The sequence below is a fragment of the Allorhizobium sp. nf9_anc genome, from assembly GCF_056323085.1.
The window spans coordinates 1,679,456-1,701,768 of sequence record NZ_CM150481.1 but is presented as its reverse complement, the minus strand read 5'-3'; the positions used below and the strand labels follow the sequence as shown (position 1 = coordinate 1,701,768).

The following is a 22,313-nucleotide window of genomic DNA, read 5'->3' as shown; positions in this document are numbered from 1 at the left end:
TGAAGTCCGCGCGACAGGGGTTTTCAGGAGACGGAATACGTATGATGTTCAAACTTAGCAACGCAACGCGGACGGCTGTGTCTGCACTCGCATTGTCCTTCGCCGCTGCCGCCATGCCGGTTGTCGCCCAGGCCCAGGAAGCCGCAGCCGCTCCCTCTGAGGCGAAGTGGTTCAAGACCTGCGCCAAGCAGGAAGAGTCCGACGTCTGCGTCGTCCAGAACCAGCTCGTTGCCGCCAATGGCCAGCTGATCACGGCCGTTGGCCTGATCACGGTCGAAGGCAAGGTCAACCGCAAGCTGCTTCAGGTCACCGTTCCCTCGGCGCGTCTCATCCCGCCGGGCGTTCTGATGCAGATCGATGGCGCCAAGGGCACCAAGCTCGACTACGCCGTCTGCCTGCCCGACCGCTGCACGGCTGAAATCCCGCTGACGGATGCAATCATCGACAGCCTGAAGAAGGGTGGCGAGGTCGTTTTCACCTCGATCAACTTCCGCCGCGCGCCGAACCCGATCAAGATCCCGCTGACCGGCTTCACCGGCGCCTTTGATGGCGAAGCGATGTCGCAGTCGCAGGCCGAAGAGCGTCAGCGTCTCCTGCAGGAAGCCATGCAGAAGAAGCAGGAAGAGCGCAACAAGGCGATCACCGACGCCCAGAACGCTGCCAAGCAGGGCAACTGATCCGCTTCAAGGCAATGAATAACAAGAGGCCCGCGTCGTGAGACGCGGGCCTCTTTGCTTTGTGGTATCGGCTGGAGGTCAGTGCGCGAAGTTCATCTTCGGCTTGTAGTGGCCGCTCTGCTGCGGCTCGAAAATCTGCTGGATCTGCGGATTGCGCAACGGTTCCTGGCTCTGGTCGCGCTCGAGGTTCTGCTCGGACACGTAGGCCACATATTCCGTCTCGGAATTCTCCGCGAGCAGATGATAGAAGGGCTGGTCCTTGTGCGGCCGAACTTCGGCCGGGATCGCATTCCACCACTCCTCGGAATTCGCAAATTCCGGGTCAACATCGAAGATCACGCCGCGGAACGGAAAGAACTTGTGCCGCACGACGTCCCCGATACCAAATTTAGCGCTTCGTTGTTTCATGGTTTGACTTCCTTTCCCTGTCATATTTGGGAAGAAAGCCCGCCAAAATCAAGGGATGGTGTGTGACGTCATTGTCAGCTGCGACACCTAGCTTGTTTTGCGCCTCGGCGCGGTCGCAAGAATGAGACCTCCGGTCACCAGCACAATGCCGACCGCATGATAGTGCTCGAAGCGCTCCCCGAGGAATATGACGGCCATCAGGATCGACATGGGCGGCATCAGGTAGAGCGTCATTCCCGCAATGCCCGGCCCGAACACCTGCACCGCATGTTGAAAGCAATAGAAGGCCGCCAGCGAAGCGAAGAGGATAATGCCCGCAAGCTTGGCAAATTCCATGCCCGTATCCGGCAGAAGCCCGCCGCCGGCGATCTCGATGAGACCGGGCGGCACCAGCACGATCGAGCCTGAAAGTGCCAGGAGAGCAAACAGCGGGAGCGGCGGCATCTCGCGCACGGACGGACGCCGCAACAGCAGCGAATAGGCGGCAAAGGCAATGGCCGCCACCAGGATCGCCAGATCCCCGATGTTGAATGTGAGCTCCAGCAGCGCCTCCGGATGCCCTTTCAAAACGATCGCCACGACCCCGGCAAAAGCAATCACCATGCCCCCCAGTTCCCGCCGCGTGATCGCGCGCTTCTGAAACAGCCACTGGAACAGGATGATGAACAGCGACGATGTCGTGTAGATCAGCGTCGCGTTGGAGGCCGTCGTCAACGTCAATGCCCAATAGACCAAGCCACCGCAGATGCCCATGCCGAGAATGCCGAGCGTCAGCCAGAGCGCCGTATGACGCCGCACGAAGGTGAGACAGGCATGCCGCTCCTGCCAGATGAAGGGCGACATCAGGATCGCTGCCCCCACCCAGCGCAGCAGCGCGGTCGTGAATGGCCCGACCTCGCCGGTGATGCCACGCCCGAAGATCAGGTTCGACGAGAAGAACACCGGCGCCAGCAGGAAGAGCGTCCAGTCATAGAGGCGCGGCGAGGGCGATTGCTGTGAGGCCGGCATGGAAAACCGTGACAACAGAGGAGGGATGACCACTGCTAGCGCGACAATGCCCGGGGCGAAAGCGCGATTGCCAACAATTGGTACCATTCGAAACGAAAAACGCCGGCGGAGCGATCCGCCGGCGTCTGATGAGTGACCCTAAAAATCAGGCCGAGTAGTACATGTCGAATTCGACCGGATGCGGGGTCATTTCGAAGCGCATGACTTCCTGCATCTTCAGCTCGATGAACGAATCGATCTGGTCGTCGTCGAACACGCCGCCGGCGGTCAGGTACTTGCGATCCTTGTCCAGGCTTTCGAGCGCTTCGCGCAGCGAACCGCAGACGGTCGGGATCTTCTTCAGTTCCTTCGGCGGCAGGTCGTACAGGTCCTTGTCCATGGCCTTGCCCGGATGGATCTTGTTCTTGATGCCGTCGAGACCGGCCATCAGCATGGCGGCGAAAGCGAGATAGGGGTTCGCGGTCGGATCCGGGAAGCGGACTTCGACGCGCTTGGCCTTCGGGTTGGAGCCGAACGGAATGCGGCACGAGGCGGAGCGGTTGCGGGCCGAGTAGGCGAGCAGAACCGGCGCTTCATAACCCGGGACCAGACGCTTGTAGGAGTTGGTCGACGGGTTGGAGAAAGCGTTGATCGACTTGGCATGCTTGATGATGCCGCCGATGAAGAACAGGCAGCTTTCCGAGAGACCGGCATATTCGTCGCCGGCGAAGGTCGGCTTGCCGTCCTTCCAGATCGACATGTGCACGTGCATGCCCGAACCGTTGTCGCCGAAGATCGGCTTCGGCATAAAGGTCGCAGTCTTGCCATAGGCATTGGCAACCTGATGCACGACATATTTGTAGATCTGCATCTTGTCGGCGTTGCGCACCAGCGCGTCGAACTTGATGCCAAGCTCGTGCTGGGCAGCTGCCACTTCGTGGTGGTGCTTTTCGACCACGACACCCATTTCGCCGAGAACCGTCAGCATTTCGGAGCGCATGTCCTGCAGGCTGTCGATCGGCGGAACCGGGAAGTAGCCGCCCTTGACGCGCGGACGGTGCCCGAGGTTGCCGGTCTCGTAATCGGTGTCGTCGTTCGACGGCAGTTCGGTCGAATCGAGCTTGAAGCCGGTGTTGTACGGGTCGGCCTTGTACTTCACGTCGTCGAAGACGAAGAATTCAGCTTCCGGGCCGACGAAGATGGTGTCGCCGATACCAGATGCCTTGAGGTAGGCTTCGGCCTTCTTGGCGGTGCCGCGCGGATCGCGGTTATAGGCTTCGCCCGAAACCGGATCGAGAATGTCGCAGAGGATGACCATCGTCGACTGGGCGAAGAAGGGGTCCATGTGCACGGTTGCCGGATCCGGCATCAGCACCATGTCGGACTCGTTGATGGCCTTCCAGCCAGCGATCGAGGAGCCGTCGAACATGACGCCATCGGCGAACATGTCTTCGTCGACACAGGCAATGTCCATCGTCACGTGCTGCAGCTTGCCCTTGGGATCGGTAAAGCGCAGGTCGACGAACTTGATGTCGTTGTCCTTGATCTGTTTCAGGATATCGTTTGCGGTCGTCATATTTTTATGTTCCTCGCGTGAGCAGACGATTTAAACCCGACCTCCCTAAGTGTCGGGTCCGAGTTAGATGGCGTCGATGCCGGTTTCGCCGGTCCGGATACGGACGACTTCTTCGACATTCGACACGAAGATTTTTCCGTCGCCGATGCGGCCCGTCTGGGCTGCATTGCGGATGGCGTCGATGACGGCCTCCACGTTCTCGTCGGCCAGTACCACTTCGACCTTCACCTTGGGCAGGAAGTCCACGACATATTCGGCGCCGCGATAGAGCTCTGTATGGCCCTTCTGGCGACCGAAGCCCTTGGCTTCCGTCACGGTGATACCCTGCAGGCCGACTTCCTGAAGGGCTTCCTTCACTTCGTCGAGCTTGAAAGGCTTGATGATCGCTTCGATCTTTTTCATGAGAAAATTTCTCTCCGCTTCCTCAGTAAAGCAGGATGAGCCCCGCCCGCCGGGCTGGATGCATGGAATGTGCCAGTCTTTCGCGAAAATTGCGCGAAAACCGGTGCCTCCTCCATCCGACCGGGCAAATCTCCAGCAAATTGGCCGGAAAAGCCAGCCCGTTTCGATCAAAATAACGATTTTGGCCAATCTTTTTTAATTGCGGAGCCGCAGCGTAACCCCTTGCGGTCTTTGCGTTATCCCGAATAGACAAGGGCATAAAAAGTGCAAATGCATATAAAGTAAGCAATCGGCTCTGCCCAAAATCGTGCATCATTGCGCAAGGCTTGGAATATGCTCTAACCTCTCCGCATGAACCACCACACTCCGGAAATCCTGCTTTCCCCATCTGCCATGGCGCGCGTCGATATCGCTGCAGCCCGGTCGGGCATCGACAGCTTTGCACTGATGATGCGGGCAGGCGAGGCCGTGGCCGCAACAGCGCTCCGCCTCTACCCGCAGGCGCTCCGTTTCATTGTCCTCTGCGGACCGGGAAACAATGGCGGAGACGGATATGTCGCGGCCTCGGCGCTTGCGCGGGCAGGAGCGTATGTCGTCGTCTACAGCTTGGCGGAAGTGGGCGAGCTCAAGGGCGACGCAGCCAGGGCACAGGCAGGGTGTGACCTCCCAGTCACGGCCCTGGACGTCTTCGAGCTGCGTGCGGGGGACGTCATCATCGACGGGCTCCTCGGCGCCGGCCTGACCCGCGATGTCCCGCAGATCGTGATGCAAACCATCGCCTCCATTGAGGCAGCCGGTGTTCCGATTCTGGCGATCGATCTACCCTCGGGCATTGACGGTGCGACGGGCGGCATTCGCGGCGCAGCGTTCAAGGCGGCCCATACCGTCACCTTCATGACGCGCAAACCCGGTCACCTTCTTCTGCCCGGGCGCCTGCATTGCGGTGATCTCGAAGTCTTCGACATCGGTATTCCCCGAAGGATCGTCGAAGCCGAAGCGGCCAAGCTCTGGGTCAACGGTCCCCAGCTATGGTCCGGACAGAACAAAGCGGTCTCGGCCCAGGATCACAAGTATCGCCGCGGCCACCTGACTGTCTTTTCCGGACCGGAAACGGCAACCGGGGCGGCAAGGCTCTCCGCTAAAGCAGGATTGTCCGCCGGGGCCGGTCTGGTCACGCTGGCATCCCCGGCCTCAGCCCTGGCAATCAATGCAGGCCATCTGACGGCCGTGATGCTGGCGCGCCTCGATACCGTCGCCGACCTCTCTACCTGGCTGACCGACACCCGGCGGTCGACATTCGTGCTCGGCCCGGGTTTCGGCGACCTATACCGGGCCCGCCGCTTCGCCGTGATGGTGGGGGACGCCGGTCGCAGCCTCGTCCTGGACGCCGACGGCATCTCCGCCTTCAAGGACGCAGCCGATCAGCTGTCAGCAGCATTCCAGGGTGGCGAACCGCGACTGGTGGTGACGCCGCACGAAGGGGAGTTCGCTCGGCTCTTCCCCGACATCGCGTCGGATACCTCGCTGGGCAAGGTGGAAAAGGCCTTGACCGCCGCAAAGGCGCTGGGCGGCATCGTCGTCTACAAGGGTGCGGATAGCGTGATTGCCTCGCCCGACGGTCGCGCTGCGATCGAGGAAAAGGCGCCGGCTACTTTGGCCACGGCCGGCTCGGGCGATGTGCTTGCCGGGATCATCGGTGCCAGACTGGCCAATGGCATGCCGGCCTTCGAAGCGGCCTGCGCCGGTGTGCACCAGCATGGCCAGGCCGCCTTGAGGGCAGGGCAGGCCATGACCGCAGAGGATCTCGTGGCGCATGTCCGGCCGGACTGACGGCCCATCCGAGGCCTAAAGTTCCGCCGGCTGCACCAGACGGCTGCGCCGCAGCAGACCTTCCCCTTCCAGAAGCGGATAGGCGATCGACACGAAGAGCGAGTTGATCTCCTTCAGGTCCCGCATCGTGTCGATGTGCAGCGAACTCGATTCGAAGCTTGCGGCATTACCCTGGCGCAGGCGCTGCAGATGGCTTTCCTCACTGGTCTTCACCAGGCCGCGGATGGCCTCCTTGCGGGCGACGAGCTGGCGCGCATGTTCCAGATCGCGGGTGACCAGCAGGTTGAAGGCAAGATGCGCATTCTGCACCACCTCATTATGCATCGCGCAGAGTTCGGCCCAACCTTCGGCCGAAAAGGCAACATTGCGCTCGCTCTTTTTGCGTGCCCGCGTCAGCATGTTCTGCGAGATGATATCGGCCGCCTGTTCGATCTTGATCGTCGCACCCAGAAGGTTCTGGCACTGGGCGGCAGAGGTCTGGTCGAGTGCGGTCTCTGATATGCGGGCGAGGTAGAATTTGATGTCGCGATGGATCGTATCGATCTGGTCGTCGAGCGTCGCGATCCGCTCCATCTTCTTTGGGTCCCAACGTTCGAACAGGTCGAAGATGCCGTTCAGCATGACCTCCGTCTTGTCGCAAACCGCAAGGACCTCGCGTGTCGCGTTGGATATCGCCTGTTGCGGGTTGGAAAGATCGACGACATTGAGCGCCGAGAGCCGGTCATCATTGGCGGCACGATCCTCCGACCGCGCCAGCAAACGCTCAAGCATGCCGGCAACGAGACCGGCAAAGGGCAGGCCAAGCACTAGCACGGCGCCGTTCATCGCCAGATGAACAAGAACGACGGCATCTCCGGGCTGGGCGGAAAACACTGTCGGGCTGACAGCAAAGGCGAACTGACCGCCAAGCGCTACGAGCGTCATCATGCCCCGGATCACAACATTGCCCAGTGGTACGATCCTGGCATTCGGCTCGGCATTCTTGGTGAGCAGCGCAGCGATGATCGCAGCCCCAAAATTGATGCCCAGCACCAGCGGGATGATGAGGGCGTCCGGCAGCAGATGCTTGTCGGCCAGTGAAGCAACGAGAAGAACCGCAGCCACGCTCGAATGGAATGACCAGGCGAGCAGCGCCGCAAGCACGAAGGCGCTGATCCAGTCGCTCGCGAGATAGTTGAACAGGATGGGCAGGATGCTGCTTTCGCGCAGCGGTTCCGACGCTTCACCAATCAGCCGCAGCGACAGGAGAAGCAGGCCAAGGCCGAACAGGATGCGCCCGATCTGTCGCCAGCCACGCGCTTCCGATGTCCGAAACGCGATCGTGCCGGCCAGAAGCAGCACCGGCACAAGCAGCGACAGATCATAGCGCAGGATGCGGACGACGAAGGCAGAGCCGAAATCGGCGCCGAGAAGCGTTGCAACCCCAATCGCCGGCACGACATAGCCGGCCGCCGAAAACGAGGCGACAATCAGCGCCACCGCCGTCGCGCTCTGCAGGGCAACAGCAAACAGGAAGCCGGCAAAAGCCGCCGAGAACCGGTTGCCAACCGCATGCCGAAGCTTGTCCTTCAAGACGCCGCCATAAGCGCGTTCGATCCCGGTGCGGACCATGCGGGTCGCCCAGAGAAGCAGCGCGACTGCGCCAGCAAGATGGATGAAGACGGCGATGCCCGACATGGAAGTGCCCCGAACTCTCATATTCTGGACGCGCACGTCCAAAGAGGGGAGCATGCCGGCCCAGCGCGCAGAAATGACCGCGACTCTGCGACCGAGCCTAGTCCAGTTTCGCCAATGTCACAAATTGATGACAGCCAGGACGTCGGGGATGTCAGTCGATCCGCTTCTTGAGCTCGATCGCGCCCTTCGGCGCATTCACCTTGCCGCCCGATATGAAGAAGGCAAAGACATCGCGGGGTTCCTTCGTCGCCGGCTTGTCCTTCGCGATCAGGTTTAGGTCGCCGGGTACGTCACCAGCAGCATAGGTCTTGAACCGCTCGCCCCAGGCGTCGATTTCCCCAGGCGGATAGCAGGTCGGTGTCTCGTCGGTTCCCTTCTGCAGTCGGGCATAGACAAAGTCCGCCGTGGGATCGGCAAACATCGGATAGTCGTGATGGTCGGCACACACGGCCGCCACCCCATGCCGGCGCAGCATGTCGACGAATTCCGGTACCAGAAAGCTCTCATGCCGAGGCTCGACCACGTGACGAAGCGGCTGCCCGTTCAAGCTCTTCGGCAACAGGTCGAGAAAGGCCTCGAAATCGTCAGCGTCGAATTTCTTCGTGCCCATGAACTGCCAGAGGATCGGCCCGAGATGGCCCCCAAGCTCCTCAATGCCCTGATGCAGGAACTTCTCCACCGACGGCCCGGCCTCGGCCAGGATCTTGCGGTTCGTGCAGAACCGGCTGGCTTTTAGCGAAAAGACGAAATCCTTCGGCACCTCTGCCGCCCATTTGGCAAAGGTCGCCGGCTTCTGGCTGGAGTAATAGGTGCCGTTCACCTCGATCGCTGTCAGCTGCCGGCTGGCATATTCCAGCTGGCGCTTCTTCGGCAGATCGGACGGATAAAAACTGTCGTCCCAGGGATCGAACGTCCATCCTCCGATACCGGTGCGGATCGTGCCGGATTTGGTCATGAAATGCCTCTTGCTTGATAGAGTTAGGTAATTGGCTAAATCAAAAACAAACCGTGCAGATGGCAGACCGTCTTCTGTCCGGCCAGCGGCGGATCACTCCGCCGCCTGCACCTTCTTCACCGGCCGACGCTGTAGCAGCTCCTTGAGGAACTGCCCGGTATAGGACGCCTCGACCTTCACCACCTCTTCCGGCGTACCCTGTGCCACGATCTGGCCGCCGCCATCGCCGCCTTCGGGGCCGAAATCGAGGATATAGTCAGCCGTCTTGATGACCTCGAGATTGTGCTCGATGACCACGACGCTATTGCCCTGATTGACCAGTTCCTGCAGCATTTCCAAGAGCTTGGCGACGTCGTGGAAATGTAGGCCGGTTGTCGGCTCATCGAGGATGTAGAGCGTGCGTCCCGTCGAGCGCTTCGACAGCTCCTTGGCGAGCTTGACGCGCTGGGCCTCGCCGCCCGACAGCGTGTTCGCCTGCTGACCGACCTTGATATAGCCGAGGCCGACATCGAACAGCGCCTGCAGCTTGTCGCGCACAGCCGGCACCGCCTGGAAGAACTCGACGCCTTCCTCGACCGTCATGTCGAGCACGTCGGCGATCGACTTGCCCTTGAAGGTCACGTCCAGCGTTTCGCGGTTGTAGCGCTTGCCATGGCAGACGTCACACGTGACATAGACGTCCGGCAGGAAGTGCATCTCGATCTTGATCACGCCGTCGCCCTGGCAGGCCTCGCAGCGGCCGCCCTTGACGTTGAACGAGAAGCGGCCGGCCTGATAACCCCGCGCCTTGGCTTCCGGCAGACCGGTGAACCAGTCGCGGATCGGCGTGAAGGCGCCGGTATAGGTCGCTGGATTGGATCGTGGCGTGCGGCCGATCGGCGACTGGTCGATGTCGATCACCTTGTCGATGAACTCGAAACCGTCGATCCGCTCGTGTTCGGCCGGGTTTTCGCGCGCACCCATGACGCGGCGTGCGGCCGCCTTGTAGAGCGTCTCGATGAGGAAGGTCGACTTGCCACCACCGGAGACGCCCGTCACTGCCGTGAACACGCCGAGCGGGATCGAGGCCGTGACATTCTTCAGGTTGTTGCCCTTCGCGCCGACGACCTTGATCTGCTGGCCCCTCTTTGGCTTCCGCCGCTGCGCCGGAACGCTCACGCCCATTTCGCCCGTCAGGTATTTGCCCGTCAGCGATTTCGGATGCGCCATGATGTCCTGCGGCGACCCCTGCGCAATCACCTGGCCGCCATGAATGCCGGCCGCCGGACCGATATCGACGACATAATCGGCAGTCAGGATCGCATCCTCGTCATGCTCGACGACGATCACGGTGTTGCCGATGTCGCGCAGATGCTTCAGCGTATCGAGAAGCCGCGCATTGTCGCGCTGGTGCAGGCCGATCGACGGCTCGTCCAGCACGTAAAGCACGCCAGTCAAACCCGAGCCGATCTGCGATGCCAGACGGATTCGCTGGCTCTCACCACCCGACAGCGTGCCGGAATTGCGCGACATCGAGAGATAGTCGAGACCGACATCATTGAGGAAGCGCAGGCGCTCGCGGATTTCCTTGAGCACACGGACCGCGATCTCGTTCTGCTTGTCGGTCAGCTTCGCCGGCAGGTCTTCGAACCAGGAGCCCGCATTGCGGATCGCCATGTTCGTCACCTGGCCGATATGCAGCCCGTTGATCTTGACCGCGAGAGCCTCAGGCTTCAGGCGGAATCCATTGCACGCCGGGCAGGGGGCGGCCGACATGAAGCGCTCGATTTCCTCGCGCGCCCAGGCACTGTCGGTTTCCTTCCAGCGCCGTTCGAGGTTCGGCACGATACCTTCGAAGGTCTTGGTCGTCGTGTAGGAGCGCGCACCATCGGCATAATGGAAGTCGATCTTCTCCTCTGTGCCGTGCAGAATTGCCTTCTGTGCGGCGTCCGACAGCTCCGACCACTTGTTCGTCAGCTTGAACCCGAAGGCCTTGCCGAGCGCTTCAAGCGTCTGGTTGTAATAGGGCGAGCTGGACTTGGCCCAGGGCGCGATGGCTCCGTCATTCAGCTTGCGATGCACTTCCGGAACGATCAACGCCTCGTCGATCTTCTGCTGACTGCCGAGACCATCACAGGCCGGGCAGGCGCCGAAGGGATTGTTGAAGGAGAAGAGCCGCGGCTCGATTTCCGGGATGGTGAAGCCGGAGACCGGGCAGGCAAATTTTTCCGAAAACAGCACGCGCTCATGCGTCTCGTTCAGCGACTTGTTGGCTGAACCGCCGGCAGAGGTTTCCTCGGGCGGCAGCGGCTTGTCGGCATATTCGGCAACCGCCAACCCATCCGCGAGCCGAAGGCAAGTCTCCAGACTGTCCGCAAGACGGCTCGCGATATCCGGGCGCACAACGACGCGGTCGACGACCACATCAATGTCGTGCTTGTACTTCTTGTCGAGCGTCGGGGCCTCGGCGATCTCGTAGAATTGCCCGTCGATCTTGACGCGCTGGAAGCCCTTCTTCATCAGCTCGGCGAGTTCCTTTTTATACTCGCCCTTGCGGCCGCGGATCATCGGCGCGAGGATATAGAGGCGCGTGCCTTCCTCAAGCGCCAGGATCCGGTCAACCATCTGGCTCACCGTCTGGCTCTCGATCGGCAGGCCCGTGGCGGGCGAATAGGGCACGCCAACGCGCGCGAACAAAAGGCGCATATAGTCGTAGATCTCGGTGACCGTGCCGACCGTTGAGCGCGGATTGCGCGAGGTCGTCTTCTGCTCGATCGAGATTGCCGGCGACAGACCCTCGATCTGGTCGACATCCGGCTTCTGCATCATTTCGAGGAACTGCCGCGCATAGGCCGACAGGCTCTCGACGTAACGCCGCTGCCCTTCGGCATAGATCGTGTCGAAGGCAAGCGACGACTTGCCGGAGCCGGAAAGCCCCGTCATCACGATCAGGCTGTTGCGCGGCAGATCGAGGTCGATGCCCTTGAGATTGTGCTCGCGCGCGCCACGGATGGAAATGGTCTTGAGTTCGCTCATGTCGGGCTCTGATCGGCAAAGGGAAGGGGACTGTTCCTGGGAGAACTGTCCTTATGTAGTCAACGAAGCTCCCGAGTCGAGGCGCAAGGCGCCACCACGGCGGAATTTCGATTCTGTTGACAGGATCATAGAGAAATACTAGAACAAATAAAGAACATTTTCGCTGTGGATTTAAGCCGGTCACTGCCCAATCGCCGAAGCGGATGGGATAAGGTGGCATTTGATTGGATTTTGAACGCCGCGGCGGCGCGGCAGTAAGGTGAGTGTCATGGCTGGTAGCGTCAACAAGGTCATTCTGATCGGCAATCTCGGAGCCGATCCCGAAATCCGCCGGACCCAGGACGGACGGCCGATCGCCAACCTGCGCATCGCGACCTCGGAAAGCTGGCGCGACAAGAACAGCGGCGAGCGCAAGGAAAAGACCGAATGGCATTCGGTCGTCATCTTCAACGAAGGCCTCTGCAAGGTCGCCGAACAATATCTGAAGAAGGGCTCGACCGTTTACGTCGAAGGTCAGCTTCAGACCCGCAAGTGGCAGGACCAGACCGGCGCCGACCGTTACTCGACGGAAGTCGTCCTGCAGGGCTTCAACGGCAACCTGACCATGCTCGGCGGTCGCGGTGATGGCGCTGGCGGCGCGCGCGGCGGCAATGACTTCGGCGGCGCCGATTACGGTGGCGGCGGCGGTGGTTACGACGGCGGCTATGGTGCGCCAGCCCCGTCGCGTGGTGGCTCTTCCGGTGGCGCAAGCCGCGGCGGCAGCGCCCCTTCCGGCGGCTTCTCCCGCGATCTCGACGACGACATCCCGTTCTGAGCCGGCGCGTCCCGCCGAACAAACAACACCTGGATTTCCCGGACGCCCTGCTCACGCGGGGCGTTCGCCGTTTCAGGAGGTGAGATCCCCCGCTAGTCGCTCAGGTCGTCGCGCAATCGTTTGAGATCCGCCTCGATCGGCAAGGCCTTTTCGGCACGCGACAGAGCAAGGGCGGCCTGGCGTCGTGCTGCGGCCCGAAAATCGGATCCTCCGAGCCGTGATAGCGCTGAGAGGCTTTTCTGCAGTCGAAGCTGAACCTCGACCTGGGCTGCGCCATCGCGGGCGATCGTCATGAAGGCGTCTTCGAAAAGATCGTCAGCCGTCAGGGCAGGGATAAAGACGCGGGGAAACTTTGGTTCCTCTTCCTCGACGGGTTTGGCCCATGTGCTGAGCAGTCGGGTGGCGCGCCCGATGACATCGATCGCCGTACCGGGATCATTCACCGCCGGAGACAGCGCGCGCTGCGCGGTCTCGCTAAGCACGACCAGTCCGAAACGGGGATCCTGATCGAAGTCGCGTTCATTGCCGATGGTCACGGCGCGTCGCAAGGCATCCTCCGGTGCGATGTCATCCTCCGGTCGAGCCATGGCCGAGGTAAGATAAGCGACAGTGCTGTCTTGATAGACGAAGGCGCCGGGATTGACGCCCAGGTGGATCTCACCGTCGATCCGCTCGGCAAGCGCTGAGAGTGCCTGCATGTCGATGTGCTGGACATAGCCGATAGCGCCGGCTTTCACCGGCGCCATGCCATCAGGATCCGCGCCTTTCCTGTCCGGCAGGGGGCTGCCGCCCAGATAAGGGTTCTGCCGCCGCGCCTCGATTGCCCGAGCTGCCGCATTCTCCACCCGGCTTGTCGTCTCGCCAACACGCCCGAGCGTGGTCAGGTGATCGATCCAGCGCAGCAATTGGAAGACGATAAGCGCGATCACTCCGATCGTGACTACGAAGAGGATGACGCGGCCCCGGTCGCCATAGGCGCCAGTCTGCAGCACCACGATGCCGACGATGCCGTAGAGAAAGGATCCCACAAAGGTCGACATTACGTTCTGCGTCACCGTGTCTTCGATCAGCAGCTTCGTCGCGCGCGGCGTCACATTGCTGGTCGCCGAACCATAGGCCGAGGTCATGGCGCTCAGCGAAAACGTCGTCACGGCCAGCATGCTGGAGGCGATGATGTTGAGGATTGTGTCGACCGAGTCCGCCTTAATCGATCCCGGGATTTCGAAGGGGACAAATCGCTCTGCAACGGCCGCCAGCACTGCCGCCAGCACACCGATCGCACCGATGGCCGAAGCGCGCACCCAGAGCCGCCGGCTGAATTGCTTCAGGATGAATCGCCAGCGGCTTGAGACGGCTGGATCTTGTGTCATACGGGTTTCCTCAGCCGATAAAGGCAGATTTCACCCCGTCAACGACGAACTGGACAGAAAGTGCCGCAAGAAGCACACCGAGCAGACGTGTCAGCAGCGCACGGCCGGTCACGCCCAGGAAGCGGTTGAGGCGCTCGGCAAGGTAAAGCGAGACAAAGACGAGGCCCAGCACCACGCCGATGACCGCAACCAGCTGCAGCTTGCCGATCCATCCGTCCATGGTGCCTGAGATCAGCACCGTGGCGGAAATCGCGCCCGGACCTGCGATTAGCGGGATGGCGAGCGGGAAGACGGCGAGGTTGTGGATGTGATCCTTGGTGATCGCGTCATCCGTGGTCTTTTCCTTACGCTCGTTGCGCTTCTCGAAGATCATCTCGAAGGCAATGGCAAACAGCATCAAGCCGCCGGCGATGCGGAAGGCGCCCATGGAGATGCCGAGCGCGCCGAGAATGGTGGCGCCGAACAGCGCAAACACGGTGAGGATCGCAAAACCCATGACCGAGCCGCGTATCGCGACCTGCTGGCGCTGCGCCCGCGTCATGCCCTGGGTCAGGCCGAGAAACAGCGGCGCGAGCCCCGGAGGGTCGACGGTGACCAGCAGGGTGGTAAAGGCGCTGATCATCGTGTCGGTCATGGCCATGGTGTCGAATTCTCCTGTGCGAAGGCCCATAAAGCCGAAGCCTTGGTGGGCTTGCAAGGCTGAGGCCCAAGATATTGAGAGAAATGCCTTTCCGCAGCCGCAAAAGCCTGTTTATAACCAGCCTCGAAATTGGCGCGCGCGCGCGTGTTCCGCTATAAATTTCCCAGTGATTCCGAACAAAGATCGTGACCTGATTTGACTGATCAAAGCACTCCCGGCGGCGGCAAGTTCCCGCAAGGCATTGAGCCTATTTCCATCATGGAGGAAATGCAGCGGTCCTATCTCGATTACGCGATGAGCGTTATCGTGAGCCGCGCACTTCCCGACGTGCGTGACGGGCTCAAGCCCGTCCACCGCCGTATCCTTTACGGCATGAATGAGCTCGGGCTCGACTGGAACAAGAAATACGTCAAGAGCGCCCGCGTCACCGGTGACGTCATGGGTAAGTATCACCCGCATGGCGACTCCGCGATCTATGACGCGCTGGCCCGTATGGCGCAGCCATGGTCGCTGCGCATGCCGCTCATCGACGGTCAGGGCAATTTCGGTTCCGTCGACGGCGACCCGCCGGCCGCCCAGCGTTACACGGAATGCCGCCTCGAGAAGGTCTCGCACGCGCTGCTCGACGACCTCGACAAGGAAACGGTCGACTTCCGCGACAACTACGACGGCACCATGTCGGAGCCGGTCGTCGTTCCCGCCAAGTTCCCGAACCTTCTGGTCAACGGTGCCGGCGGTATCGCCGTCGGTATGGCGACCAACATCCCGCCGCACAATCTCGTCGAAGTGCTCGACGGCTGCACGGCGCTGATCGAAAATCCGGCCATCGAGCTGCCGGAACTGATGCAGATCATTCCGGGACCGGACTTCCCGACCGGCGCCATGATCCTCGGCCGCTCGGGCATCAAGTCGGCTTACGAGACAGGCCGTGGCTCCGTCGTCATGCGCGGTGTGGCCCGCGTCGAGCCAATGCGCGGCGACCGCGAACAGATCATCATCACCGAAATCCCCTACCAGGTGAACAAGGCGACGATGATCGAGAAGATGGCCGAACTCGTGCGCGAAAAGCGCATCGAGGGCATCTCGGACCTGCGCGACGAATCCGACCGCGAGGGTTACCGCGTCGTCATCGAGTTGAAGCGCGACGCCAATGCCGATGTCATCCTGAACCAGCTCTATCGCTATACCCCGCTGCAGACATCCTTCGGCTGCAATATGGTGGCGCTGAATGGCGGCAAGCCGGAGCAGCTCACTCTGCTCGACATGCTGCGCGCCTTCGTCTCCTTCCGCGAGGAAGTGGTCAGCCGCCGCACCAAATATCTGCTGCGCAAGGCCCGTGAGCGCGCCCATGTCTTGGTCGGTCTCGCGATTGCGGTTGCCAATATCGACGAAGTCATCGCGCTCATCCGCAAGGCGCCGGATCCGGCAACCGCCCGCGAGCAGCTGATGACCCGCCGCTGGCCGGCCCATGACGTGGAATCGCTGATCCGCCTGATCGACGATCCGCGCCACCGCATCAACGACGACCTGACCTACAACCTCTCGGAAGAGCAGGCCCGCGCCATCCTCGAACTGCGTCTCGCCCGCCTGACGGCTCTGGGTCGCGACGAAATCGACGAGGAACTGAACAAGATCGGCGTCGAGATCTCTGACTATCTCGACATCCTGTCGTCGCGCATCCGCATCCAGCAGATCGTCAAGGACGAGTTCAGCGCAATCCGTGATGAATTCGGCACCCCGCGTCGCACCCAGATCGTCGACGGCGGTCCTGACATGGACGACGAAGACCTGATCGCCCGCGAAGACATGGTCGTGACTGTGTCCCATGCCGGCTATATCAAGCGCGTGCCGCTGACGACCTACCGTGCCCAGCGCCGCGGCGGCAAGGGCCGCTCTGGCATGACCATGAAGGACGAGGATTTCGCAACGCGTCTCTTCGTCGCCAACACCCATACGCCCGTGCTGTTCTTCTCCTCACGCGGCATCGTCTACAAGGAAAAAGTCTGGCGTCTGCCGATCGGCACCCCGACCTCGCGTGGCAAGGCGATGATCAACATGTTCCCGCTGGAGCCCGGCGAGCGCATCACCTCGATCATGCCGCTGCCCGAGGACGAAACGAGCTGGGGCAACCTCGACGTCATGTTCTCCACGACCCGCGGCACGGTTCGCCGCAACAAGCTTTCCGACTTCATCCAGGTCAACCGCAACGGCAAGATCGCAATGAAGCTCGAGGAAGAGGGCGACGAGATCCTCGGCGTCGAGACCTGCACGGAGCACGATGACGTGCTGCTGACGACCGCACTCGGCCAGGCAATCCGCTTCCCGGTCGATGAAGTCCGAGTCTTTGCAGGCCGCAACTCGATCGGCGTGCGGGGTCTGACCCTGGCAGATGGCGACCGTCTGATCTCGATGACCATCCTCGGCCATGTCGATGCCGAGCCATGGGAACGCGCAGCCTATCTCAAGCGCTCCGCTGTCGAGCGTCGTGCAAGCGGCGTTGAAGAGGATGATATCGCACTGGTCGGTGAAGAAGTCGCCGAAGAAGGCGAGCTGCAGGAAGACCGCTACCAGGAGCTCAAGGCACGCGAACAGTTCGTGCTCACAGTCTCGGTCAAGGGCTTCGGCAAGCGCTCCTCGTCTTACGACTTCCGCACCTCCGGTCGTGGCGGCAAGGGTATCCGCGCCACCGACACCTCGAAGACGGCGGAAATCGGCGAACTGGTTGCGGCCTTCCCGGTCGAGGAAAAGGACCAGCTGATGCTCGTCTCCGACGGTGGCCAGCTGATCCGCGTGCCGGTGAACGGCATCCGCATCGCAAGCCGCGCAACCAAGGGTGTGACCATCTTCTCGACGGCCAAGGACGAGAAGGTCGTATCGGTCGAGCGTATCAGCGAGCCGGAAAGCGATGAGGACGTCGTCGAAGCCGCAGAAGGCGTCGAAGGCGAGGGCACGGCTGCCCCGATCGCAGATGACGGCAGTGAAACGCCGACGGAATGATCAAGAGCCGGCCCTCCGGGGCCGGCTTCAAACAACTGATTGAAAAGAATTAATAACGAAAAGCCCGCCGGACAATGTCCGAGCGGGCTTTTTGCTGGAGGTCTGCATCAAGTTCGATGCGGTCTTCATTGGGCCGGCGTGTGGATCCACCGACTGTGACCGCTTGGGATCGGTCTCAGAATGCCTTGCGGCGTTCCATCATGGCCCGGAAGTCATCGTCTTCGCGCTTCAGTGCGGCAATCGCCGAAACAACGGAGGCAACAAACATGCCGCTGATTAGGGCAGCCAGTACCGACAGGGTGATAAACATGGGCTTTCCTTTCTTTTCAGCGGGGTTGTTGCTTTTCTAGCGGCGAAGATTTGATTTCCGATTAATGCCCGAAGCTGTGGTAGCGGGCGGTCATCGGCGGGCCGTAGAAAGCAGCATCGCCGCTGTCTTTGATGTAAAAGGTTGCGGAGGTGGCAACCATGGCAGTCATCATCATCATCCATACGAGGTTGATCAGGGTAACCTTGTCATGCATTGCTTTAGTCCTTTGCGTACCGGCATTCGCAGCCGTAAAATGTTTGCGCACGGAAATAGTTCCCGCACAGTGTAGGAAGATGTTTACCAACCCCCGCCTGAAGTCCCCTTGAACACGCCGTTCATCTGGCGTTCATCTTTGCAATCGAATTGCGACGCCTCGATCTGATCTCGAACAACCATCAGGCCGAGTTCGACGAGCAGGGATGCGGCGATGGCGGCGGCGATGAGAAGGACCAGCATGGGAACGACCTTGTGGCTTGGCGGGTTGGTGCAACACTGCTGTTCTATTGTGCCCTGCCTGAAACGACCTTGAATGGGCCGTTCATCTGTGGTTCAGCGCTGGAAAATGGCGGGGAGCGAGCCGAAACGTGACCTTAAGCCTCCGCTTGCACGCTTGCGAACTCAGGCCTTCCATGACAAAAGGCGGGCGAAACCAAAGAACGGGCTCTCATGGCGACCGCTTTTTATCCTGGCTCCTTCGATCCGATGACCAATGGTCATCTTGATGTTCTCGTGCAGGCGATGAAGCTCGTGGAACGTCTGGTCGTGGCGATCGGGACGCATCCGGGAAAAACGCCGCTCTTCAGCTTCGAAGAACGCGCCGAGTTGATCCACGCTTCACTGGCCGAGGTTCTGCCGGCTCGGGCAGGGGACCTCGAAGTCGTGTCCTTCTCCGATCTCACCATTCATGCCGCCCGACGTCATGGCGCCAGCATCATGCTGCGTGGCCTGCGCGACGGCACGGATCTCGACTACGAGATGCAGCTGGCCGGCATGAACGCCACCATGGCACCGGATATCCAGACTGTTTTTCTGCCGGCTGCGACCGCCTCACGGCCCATAACGGCCACATTGGTTCGTCAGATCGCCGCCATGGGTGGAGATGTCGGCCCCTTCGTGCCGGCCCCGGTGCTGGCTGCCCTCAATTCCAGATACGGCCGCTGAGCCGCAATTTTTAAGAACGGGAGTGATCATGAAGCTCGTCCAACTCGCAACCGCATTCCTCCTGGCCGTCGCCGGTTTCGGCTCCGCCCAGGCCCAGTCCAACGAAGACTTCCTGACCATCCAGCTGAAGGGCGGGCCGGTCGTGATCCAGCTGATGCCGGATGTCGCACCGAAGCATGTCGCGCAGATCAAGGATCTCGCAGCCAAGGGCGAATATGACAACGTCGCCTTCCACCGCGTCATCGAAGGCTTCATGGCCCAGACCGGCGACGTCCAGTTTGGCGACATGGAAAACGGTTTCGAGCCTGGTCGCGCTGGCACCGGCGGCTCCAGCCTGCCGGACATCGAGGCTGAATTCTCGAGCGTGCCCTTCGAGCGCGGCACGGTCGGCATGGCCCGCAGCCAGGACCCGAACTCTGCCAACTCGCAGTTCTTCATCATGTTCGCCGAAGGCGGCTTCCTGAACGGCCAGTACACGGTTGTCGGCAAGGTCGTCGCTGGCATGGAATATGTCGACAAGATCAAGCGTGGCGAAGGCGGCAACGGCGAAGTCACCGATCCCGACCGCATGGTCAAGGTCACCGTCGGTCGCAACTGATATCTACCGGGCGCAAAGCCCCAACCAAGGAGAAACACCATGGCCGAGATCAAGGATCCGGAAAACACCATCCTGATGGAAACCACCAAGGGCAAGGTCGTCATCGCGCTCTTCCCGGATCTGGCCCCTGGCCATGTCGCCCGCATCAAGGAACTGTCCCGCGAAGGCGCCTATGACGGCGTCGTCTTCCACCGCGTCATCCCCGACTTCATGGCCCAGACCGGCGACGTGAAGTTCGGCAAGAAGGGTGGCTCGGACTTCAACCCCGGCCGTGCCGGCATGGGCGGCTCCGACAAGCCGGACCTGAAGGCTGAATTCTCGGCTACCCCGCACGTGCGCGGCACCTGCTCGATGGCGCGCTCGCAGAGCCCGAACTCGGCCAACTCGCAGTTCTTCGTCTGCTTCACCGATGCGCCGTGGCTCAACAAGCAGTACTCCGTCTGGGGCCAGGTGATCGAAGGCATGGACGTCATCGACCAGATCAAGAAGGGCGAGCCCGTCAGCGACCCGGATTCGATCGTCTCGATGAAGGTTGCCGCCGACGCCTGATCGGCTTAAAGCCACACGAAGCCCGCCTCGGTGCCTGGCACCCGGGCGGGTTTTCGCGTTTAGATCTTCCACCCACACTCTGACAGACAGCGATGCGTGTAGACCTCTTCGACTTTGATCTTCCGGACGACAACATTGCGCTGAGGCCCGCAAGCCCGCGCGATCATGCCCGTTTCCTGGTCGTCCGCCCGGACCAGACGCCGGTGCTCGAAGACCACCATGTCTACGACCTCCCGTCGTTCCTGAGACCGGGCGATGCGCTGGTCTTCAACGACACCAAGGTCATCCCCGCTCAGCTCGGAGGCATCCGCCACCGTGAAGGTGCGGAAGAAATTGCCGTTTCCTGCACGCTGCATATGCGCGTCGGTGACTCCAGGTGGAAAGCCTTTGCCAAGCCAGGCAAGCGCATCAAGCAGGGTGATCGCATCGACTTCGGTGTGGGGCAGGGCGACAGTGCCGCATGCCTCTCGGGAGCGCTGGTTGCGACTGTCGCCGAGAAAGGCGAAGCCGGCGAAATCGACCTCGCCTTCGACCTCTCGGGCCCGGATCTCGACCAGGCGATCGCCACCGTCGGCCACATCCCGCTTCCGCCCTACATCGCTGCCAAGCGGCCGGAAGATGGACAGGACCGCACGGACTATCAGACGATCTACGCCCGCGAGGAAGGCGCCGTAGCTGCCCCGACCGCCGGCCTGCATTTCACGCCCGACCTCTTCGAGAAACTCGACGCCGCTGGCGTAGAGCGCCATTTCGTCACCCTGCATGTCGGCGCTGGCACCTTTTTGCCCGTCAAGGCGGATGATACCGCCGAGCACAAGATGCACGAGGAGATCGGCTATATCTCACCCTGGACGGCTGCAGCGCTGAATGCCGTGCGCGCACGCGGCAACCGCATCATCGCCGTCGGCACCACCTCGCTGCGCCTGCTTGAAAGTGCGGCCGAAGACAATGGCAACATACCCGGCTGGTCGGGTGCGACCGGCATCTTCATCACGCCCGGCTATCGCTTCAAGGCGGTGGACATGCTGATGACCAATTTCCACCTGCCCAAATCCACGCTCTTCATGCTGGTATCCGCCTTTGCCGGCCTCGACACGATGCGGGGCGCTTATGCCCACGCGATCGAGACTGGCTACCGCTTCTATTCCTACGGCGATTCCAGCCTGCTCTTCCGGAAAGACGACTGACCGATGTCCGAGAATTTCACATTCAATCTGAAGGCCACCAGCGGCAAGGCCCGCCTTGGCGAGATCACCATGCCGCGTGGCACGATCCGCACACCTGCCTTCATGCCTGTTGGTACCGTCGGCACGGTCAAGGCCATGTATCTCGACCAGGTCAAGGAAGGCGGCGCCGACATCATCCTCGGCAATACCTACCACCTGATGCTGCGCCCCGGCCCGGAACGCGTCGCCCGCCTTGGCGGCCTGCATGAGCTGATCCGCTGGCCCGGCCCGATCCTGACCGACTCAGGCGGCTTCCAGGTCATGTCGCTGTCGGGCCTGCGCAAGCTCGACGAGCAGGGCGTCACTTTCAAGAGCCATGTCGACGGCTCGCTGCATCACATGTCGCCGGAACGGTCGATCGAGATCCAGGGCCTGCTCGACAGTGACATCCAGATGCAGCTCGATGAATGCGTGGCCCTGCCGAATGAACCGCGCGAGATCGAGCGCGCCATGGAATTGTCGCTGCGCTGGGCAGAGCGTTGCCGCGTCGCCTTCGGCAACCAGCCCGGAAAAGCCATGTTCGGCATCGTCCAGGGTGGCGACCAGCCGGCGCTGCGTATCCGCTCGGCAGAGGGCCTCAAGCAGCTCGATCTCAAGGGTTATTCGATCGGCGGTCTCGCCGTCGGCGAACCCCAGGCCGTCATGCTCGACATGCTGCGCATCACACTGCCGGTGCTCCCGACAGAGAAGCCACGCTACCTGATGGGTGTCGGCACGCCTGATGATATGTTGAAATCGGTGGCTGAAGGCATCGACATGTTCGACTGCGTCATGCCGACCCGTTCCGGTCGCCACGGCCTCGCCTTCACCCGACGCGGCAAGGTGAACATCCGCAACGCCCGCCATGCCGAAGATATGCGTCCGCTGGACGAGCAGTCGTCCTGCCCGGCGACCCGCGATTACTCGCGCGCCTATCTGCATCACCTCGTACGCTCGAACGAGGCGCTCGGCGGCATGCTCTTGTCCTGGAACAACCTCAGCTACTATCAGGAGCTGATGCAGGGCATCCGTCAGGCGATCGCTGAAGACCGCTTCGAGGACTTCAAGGCGGAAACCATCGAGATGTGGGCACGCGGCGACATCGACCCGGTTTGATCACACGCAAAGGGCAGGGCGGCCTT

Annotated in this window: 21 protein-coding genes; 9 read left to right on the top strand and 12 right to left on the bottom strand. The window is 61.4% G+C overall.

The genetic code is table 11. The features are described from left to right. Nucleotides 1–41 precede the first annotated feature (41 nt). Entirely contained in the window at nucleotides 42–677 is a 636-nt protein-coding gene (locus tag AC02Y0_RS08070) for an invasion associated locus B family protein (protein ID WP_444557104.1), read from the top strand. Nucleotides 678–755: 78 nt separating this feature from the next. Here the strand turns inward: AC02Y0_RS08070 and hspQ are convergent, their stop codons facing one another. From hspQ to AC02Y0_RS08050, 4 genes are all read right to left on the bottom strand, one after another. After that, nucleotides 756–1,085: a heat shock protein HspQ gene (hspQ, locus tag AC02Y0_RS08065; protein ID WP_112245661.1), complete on the bottom strand. Its 330-nt coding sequence runs from the start codon at nucleotides 1,083–1,085 to the stop codon at nucleotides 756–758. A gap of 87 nt (nucleotides 1,086–1,172) precedes the next feature. Further along, nucleotides 1,173–2,093 carry a DMT family transporter gene (locus tag AC02Y0_RS08060; protein ID WP_476383412.1) on the bottom strand — a complete coding sequence of 307 codons (921 nt, stop codon included), beginning with the start codon at nucleotides 2,091–2,093 and terminating at the stop codon, nucleotides 1,173–1,175. Between the two features lie 145 nt (nucleotides 2,094–2,238). Continuing rightward, nucleotides 2,239–3,648: a type I glutamate--ammonia ligase gene (gene glnA / locus AC02Y0_RS08055; RefSeq protein WP_069041355.1), complete on the bottom strand. Its 1,410-nt coding sequence runs from the start codon at nucleotides 3,646–3,648 to the stop codon at nucleotides 2,239–2,241. A gap of 63 nt (nucleotides 3,649–3,711) precedes the next feature. Further along, entirely contained in the window at nucleotides 3,712–4,050 is a 339-nt protein-coding gene (locus tag AC02Y0_RS08050; protein WP_006727717.1) for a P-II family nitrogen regulator, read from the bottom strand. A gap of 351 nt (nucleotides 4,051–4,401) precedes the next feature. On the opposite strand from AC02Y0_RS08050, the gene AC02Y0_RS08045 reads away from it, so the two are divergent. Further along, the gene (locus tag AC02Y0_RS08045; protein WP_476383411.1) at nucleotides 4,402–5,880 is read left to right on the top strand and encodes an NAD(P)H-hydrate dehydratase; all 1,479 of its coding nucleotides are present in this window, start codon (nucleotides 4,402–4,404) and stop codon (nucleotides 5,878–5,880) included. Between the two features lie 15 nt (nucleotides 5,881–5,895). Here the strand turns inward: AC02Y0_RS08045 and AC02Y0_RS08040 are convergent, their stop codons facing one another. The 3 genes from AC02Y0_RS08040 to uvrA form a co-directional block, all read right to left on the bottom strand. Continuing rightward, nucleotides 5,896–7,557 (bottom strand): Na/Pi cotransporter family protein, encoded by a 1,662-nt coding sequence (locus AC02Y0_RS08040; protein WP_476383410.1) that lies wholly within the window; start codon nucleotides 7,555–7,557, stop codon nucleotides 5,896–5,898. A gap of 151 nt (nucleotides 7,558–7,708) precedes the next feature. Next, nucleotides 7,709–8,512, bottom strand: a complete 804-nt coding sequence (locus tag AC02Y0_RS08035) for a DUF72 domain-containing protein (protein ID WP_476383409.1) — start codon at nucleotides 8,510–8,512, stop codon at nucleotides 7,709–7,711. Between the two features lie 93 nt (nucleotides 8,513–8,605). Beyond that, a complete protein-coding gene (gene uvrA / locus AC02Y0_RS08030) occupies nucleotides 8,606–11,527 on the bottom strand; it encodes an excinuclease ABC subunit UvrA (RefSeq protein ID WP_476383408.1) in 2,922 nt (973 codons plus the stop codon). Between the two features lie 268 nt (nucleotides 11,528–11,795). Between uvrA and AC02Y0_RS08025 the strand changes: the two genes are divergently transcribed. After that, nucleotides 11,796–12,341 (top strand): single-stranded DNA-binding protein, encoded by a 546-nt coding sequence (locus AC02Y0_RS08025; protein WP_166599265.1) that lies wholly within the window; start codon nucleotides 11,796–11,798, stop codon nucleotides 12,339–12,341. Nucleotides 12,342–12,433: 92 nt separating this feature from the next. On the opposite strand, the gene AC02Y0_RS08020 is transcribed toward AC02Y0_RS08025, so the two are convergent. After that, nucleotides 12,434–13,711: a DUF2254 domain-containing protein gene (locus tag AC02Y0_RS08020; protein WP_476383407.1), complete on the bottom strand. Its 1,278-nt coding sequence runs from the start codon at nucleotides 13,709–13,711 to the stop codon at nucleotides 12,434–12,436. Nucleotides 13,712–13,721: 10 nt separating this feature from the next. Then, nucleotides 13,722–14,351 (bottom strand): MarC family protein, encoded by a 630-nt coding sequence (locus AC02Y0_RS08015; protein WP_444557096.1) that lies wholly within the window; start codon nucleotides 14,349–14,351, stop codon nucleotides 13,722–13,724. 195 nt (nucleotides 14,352–14,546) lie between these two features. Between AC02Y0_RS08015 and gyrA the strand changes: the two genes are divergently transcribed. Beyond that, nucleotides 14,547–17,348 carry a DNA gyrase subunit A gene (gyrA, locus tag AC02Y0_RS08010; protein WP_476383406.1) on the top strand — a complete coding sequence of 934 codons (2,802 nt, stop codon included), beginning with the start codon at nucleotides 14,547–14,549 and terminating at the stop codon, nucleotides 17,346–17,348. 175 nt (nucleotides 17,349–17,523) lie between these two features. Here the strand turns inward: gyrA and AC02Y0_RS08005 are convergent, their stop codons facing one another. From AC02Y0_RS08005 to AC02Y0_RS07995, 3 genes are all read right to left on the bottom strand, one after another. Beyond that, nucleotides 17,524–17,658 carry a hypothetical protein gene (locus AC02Y0_RS08005; protein ID WP_267499031.1) on the bottom strand — a complete coding sequence of 45 codons (135 nt, stop codon included), beginning with the start codon at nucleotides 17,656–17,658 and terminating at the stop codon, nucleotides 17,524–17,526. 61 nt (nucleotides 17,659–17,719) lie between these two features. After that, entirely contained in the window at nucleotides 17,720–17,872 is a 153-nt protein-coding gene (locus AC02Y0_RS08000) for a hypothetical protein (protein WP_162760091.1), read from the bottom strand. Between the two features lie 83 nt (nucleotides 17,873–17,955). Continuing rightward, entirely contained in the window at nucleotides 17,956–18,114 is a 159-nt protein-coding gene (locus AC02Y0_RS07995) for a hypothetical protein (protein WP_172450130.1), read from the bottom strand. 210 nt (nucleotides 18,115–18,324) lie between these two features. On the opposite strand from AC02Y0_RS07995, the gene coaD reads away from it, so the two are divergent. The 5 genes from coaD to tgt all read left to right on the top strand — a co-directional run bounded on the left by coaD (nucleotide 18,325) and on the right by tgt (nucleotide 22,287). Next, complete coding sequence (gene coaD, locus AC02Y0_RS07990) at nucleotides 18,325–18,819, top strand: pantetheine-phosphate adenylyltransferase (RefSeq protein WP_476383405.1); 495 nt, start codon at nucleotides 18,325–18,327, stop codon at nucleotides 18,817–18,819. Nucleotides 18,820–18,847: 28 nt separating this feature from the next. Continuing rightward, nucleotides 18,848–19,417, top strand: coding sequence for a peptidylprolyl isomerase (locus AC02Y0_RS07985; protein ID WP_476383404.1), 570 nt, complete (start codon nucleotides 18,848–18,850; stop codon nucleotides 19,415–19,417). Between the two features lie 39 nt (nucleotides 19,418–19,456). Then, complete coding sequence (locus AC02Y0_RS07980; protein ID WP_427275138.1) at nucleotides 19,457–19,966, top strand: peptidylprolyl isomerase; 510 nt, start codon at nucleotides 19,457–19,459, stop codon at nucleotides 19,964–19,966. A gap of 92 nt (nucleotides 19,967–20,058) precedes the next feature. Further along, nucleotides 20,059–21,153 (top strand): tRNA preQ1(34) S-adenosylmethionine ribosyltransferase-isomerase QueA, encoded by a 1,095-nt coding sequence (gene queA, locus AC02Y0_RS07975; protein ID WP_476383403.1) that lies wholly within the window; start codon nucleotides 20,059–20,061, stop codon nucleotides 21,151–21,153. Nucleotides 21,154–21,156: 3 nt separating this feature from the next. After that, nucleotides 21,157–22,287: a tRNA guanosine(34) transglycosylase Tgt gene (tgt, locus tag AC02Y0_RS07970; protein ID WP_006727702.1), complete on the top strand. Its 1,131-nt coding sequence runs from the start codon at nucleotides 21,157–21,159 to the stop codon at nucleotides 22,285–22,287. The last annotated feature ends 26 nt before the right edge of the window (nucleotides 22,288–22,313 follow it).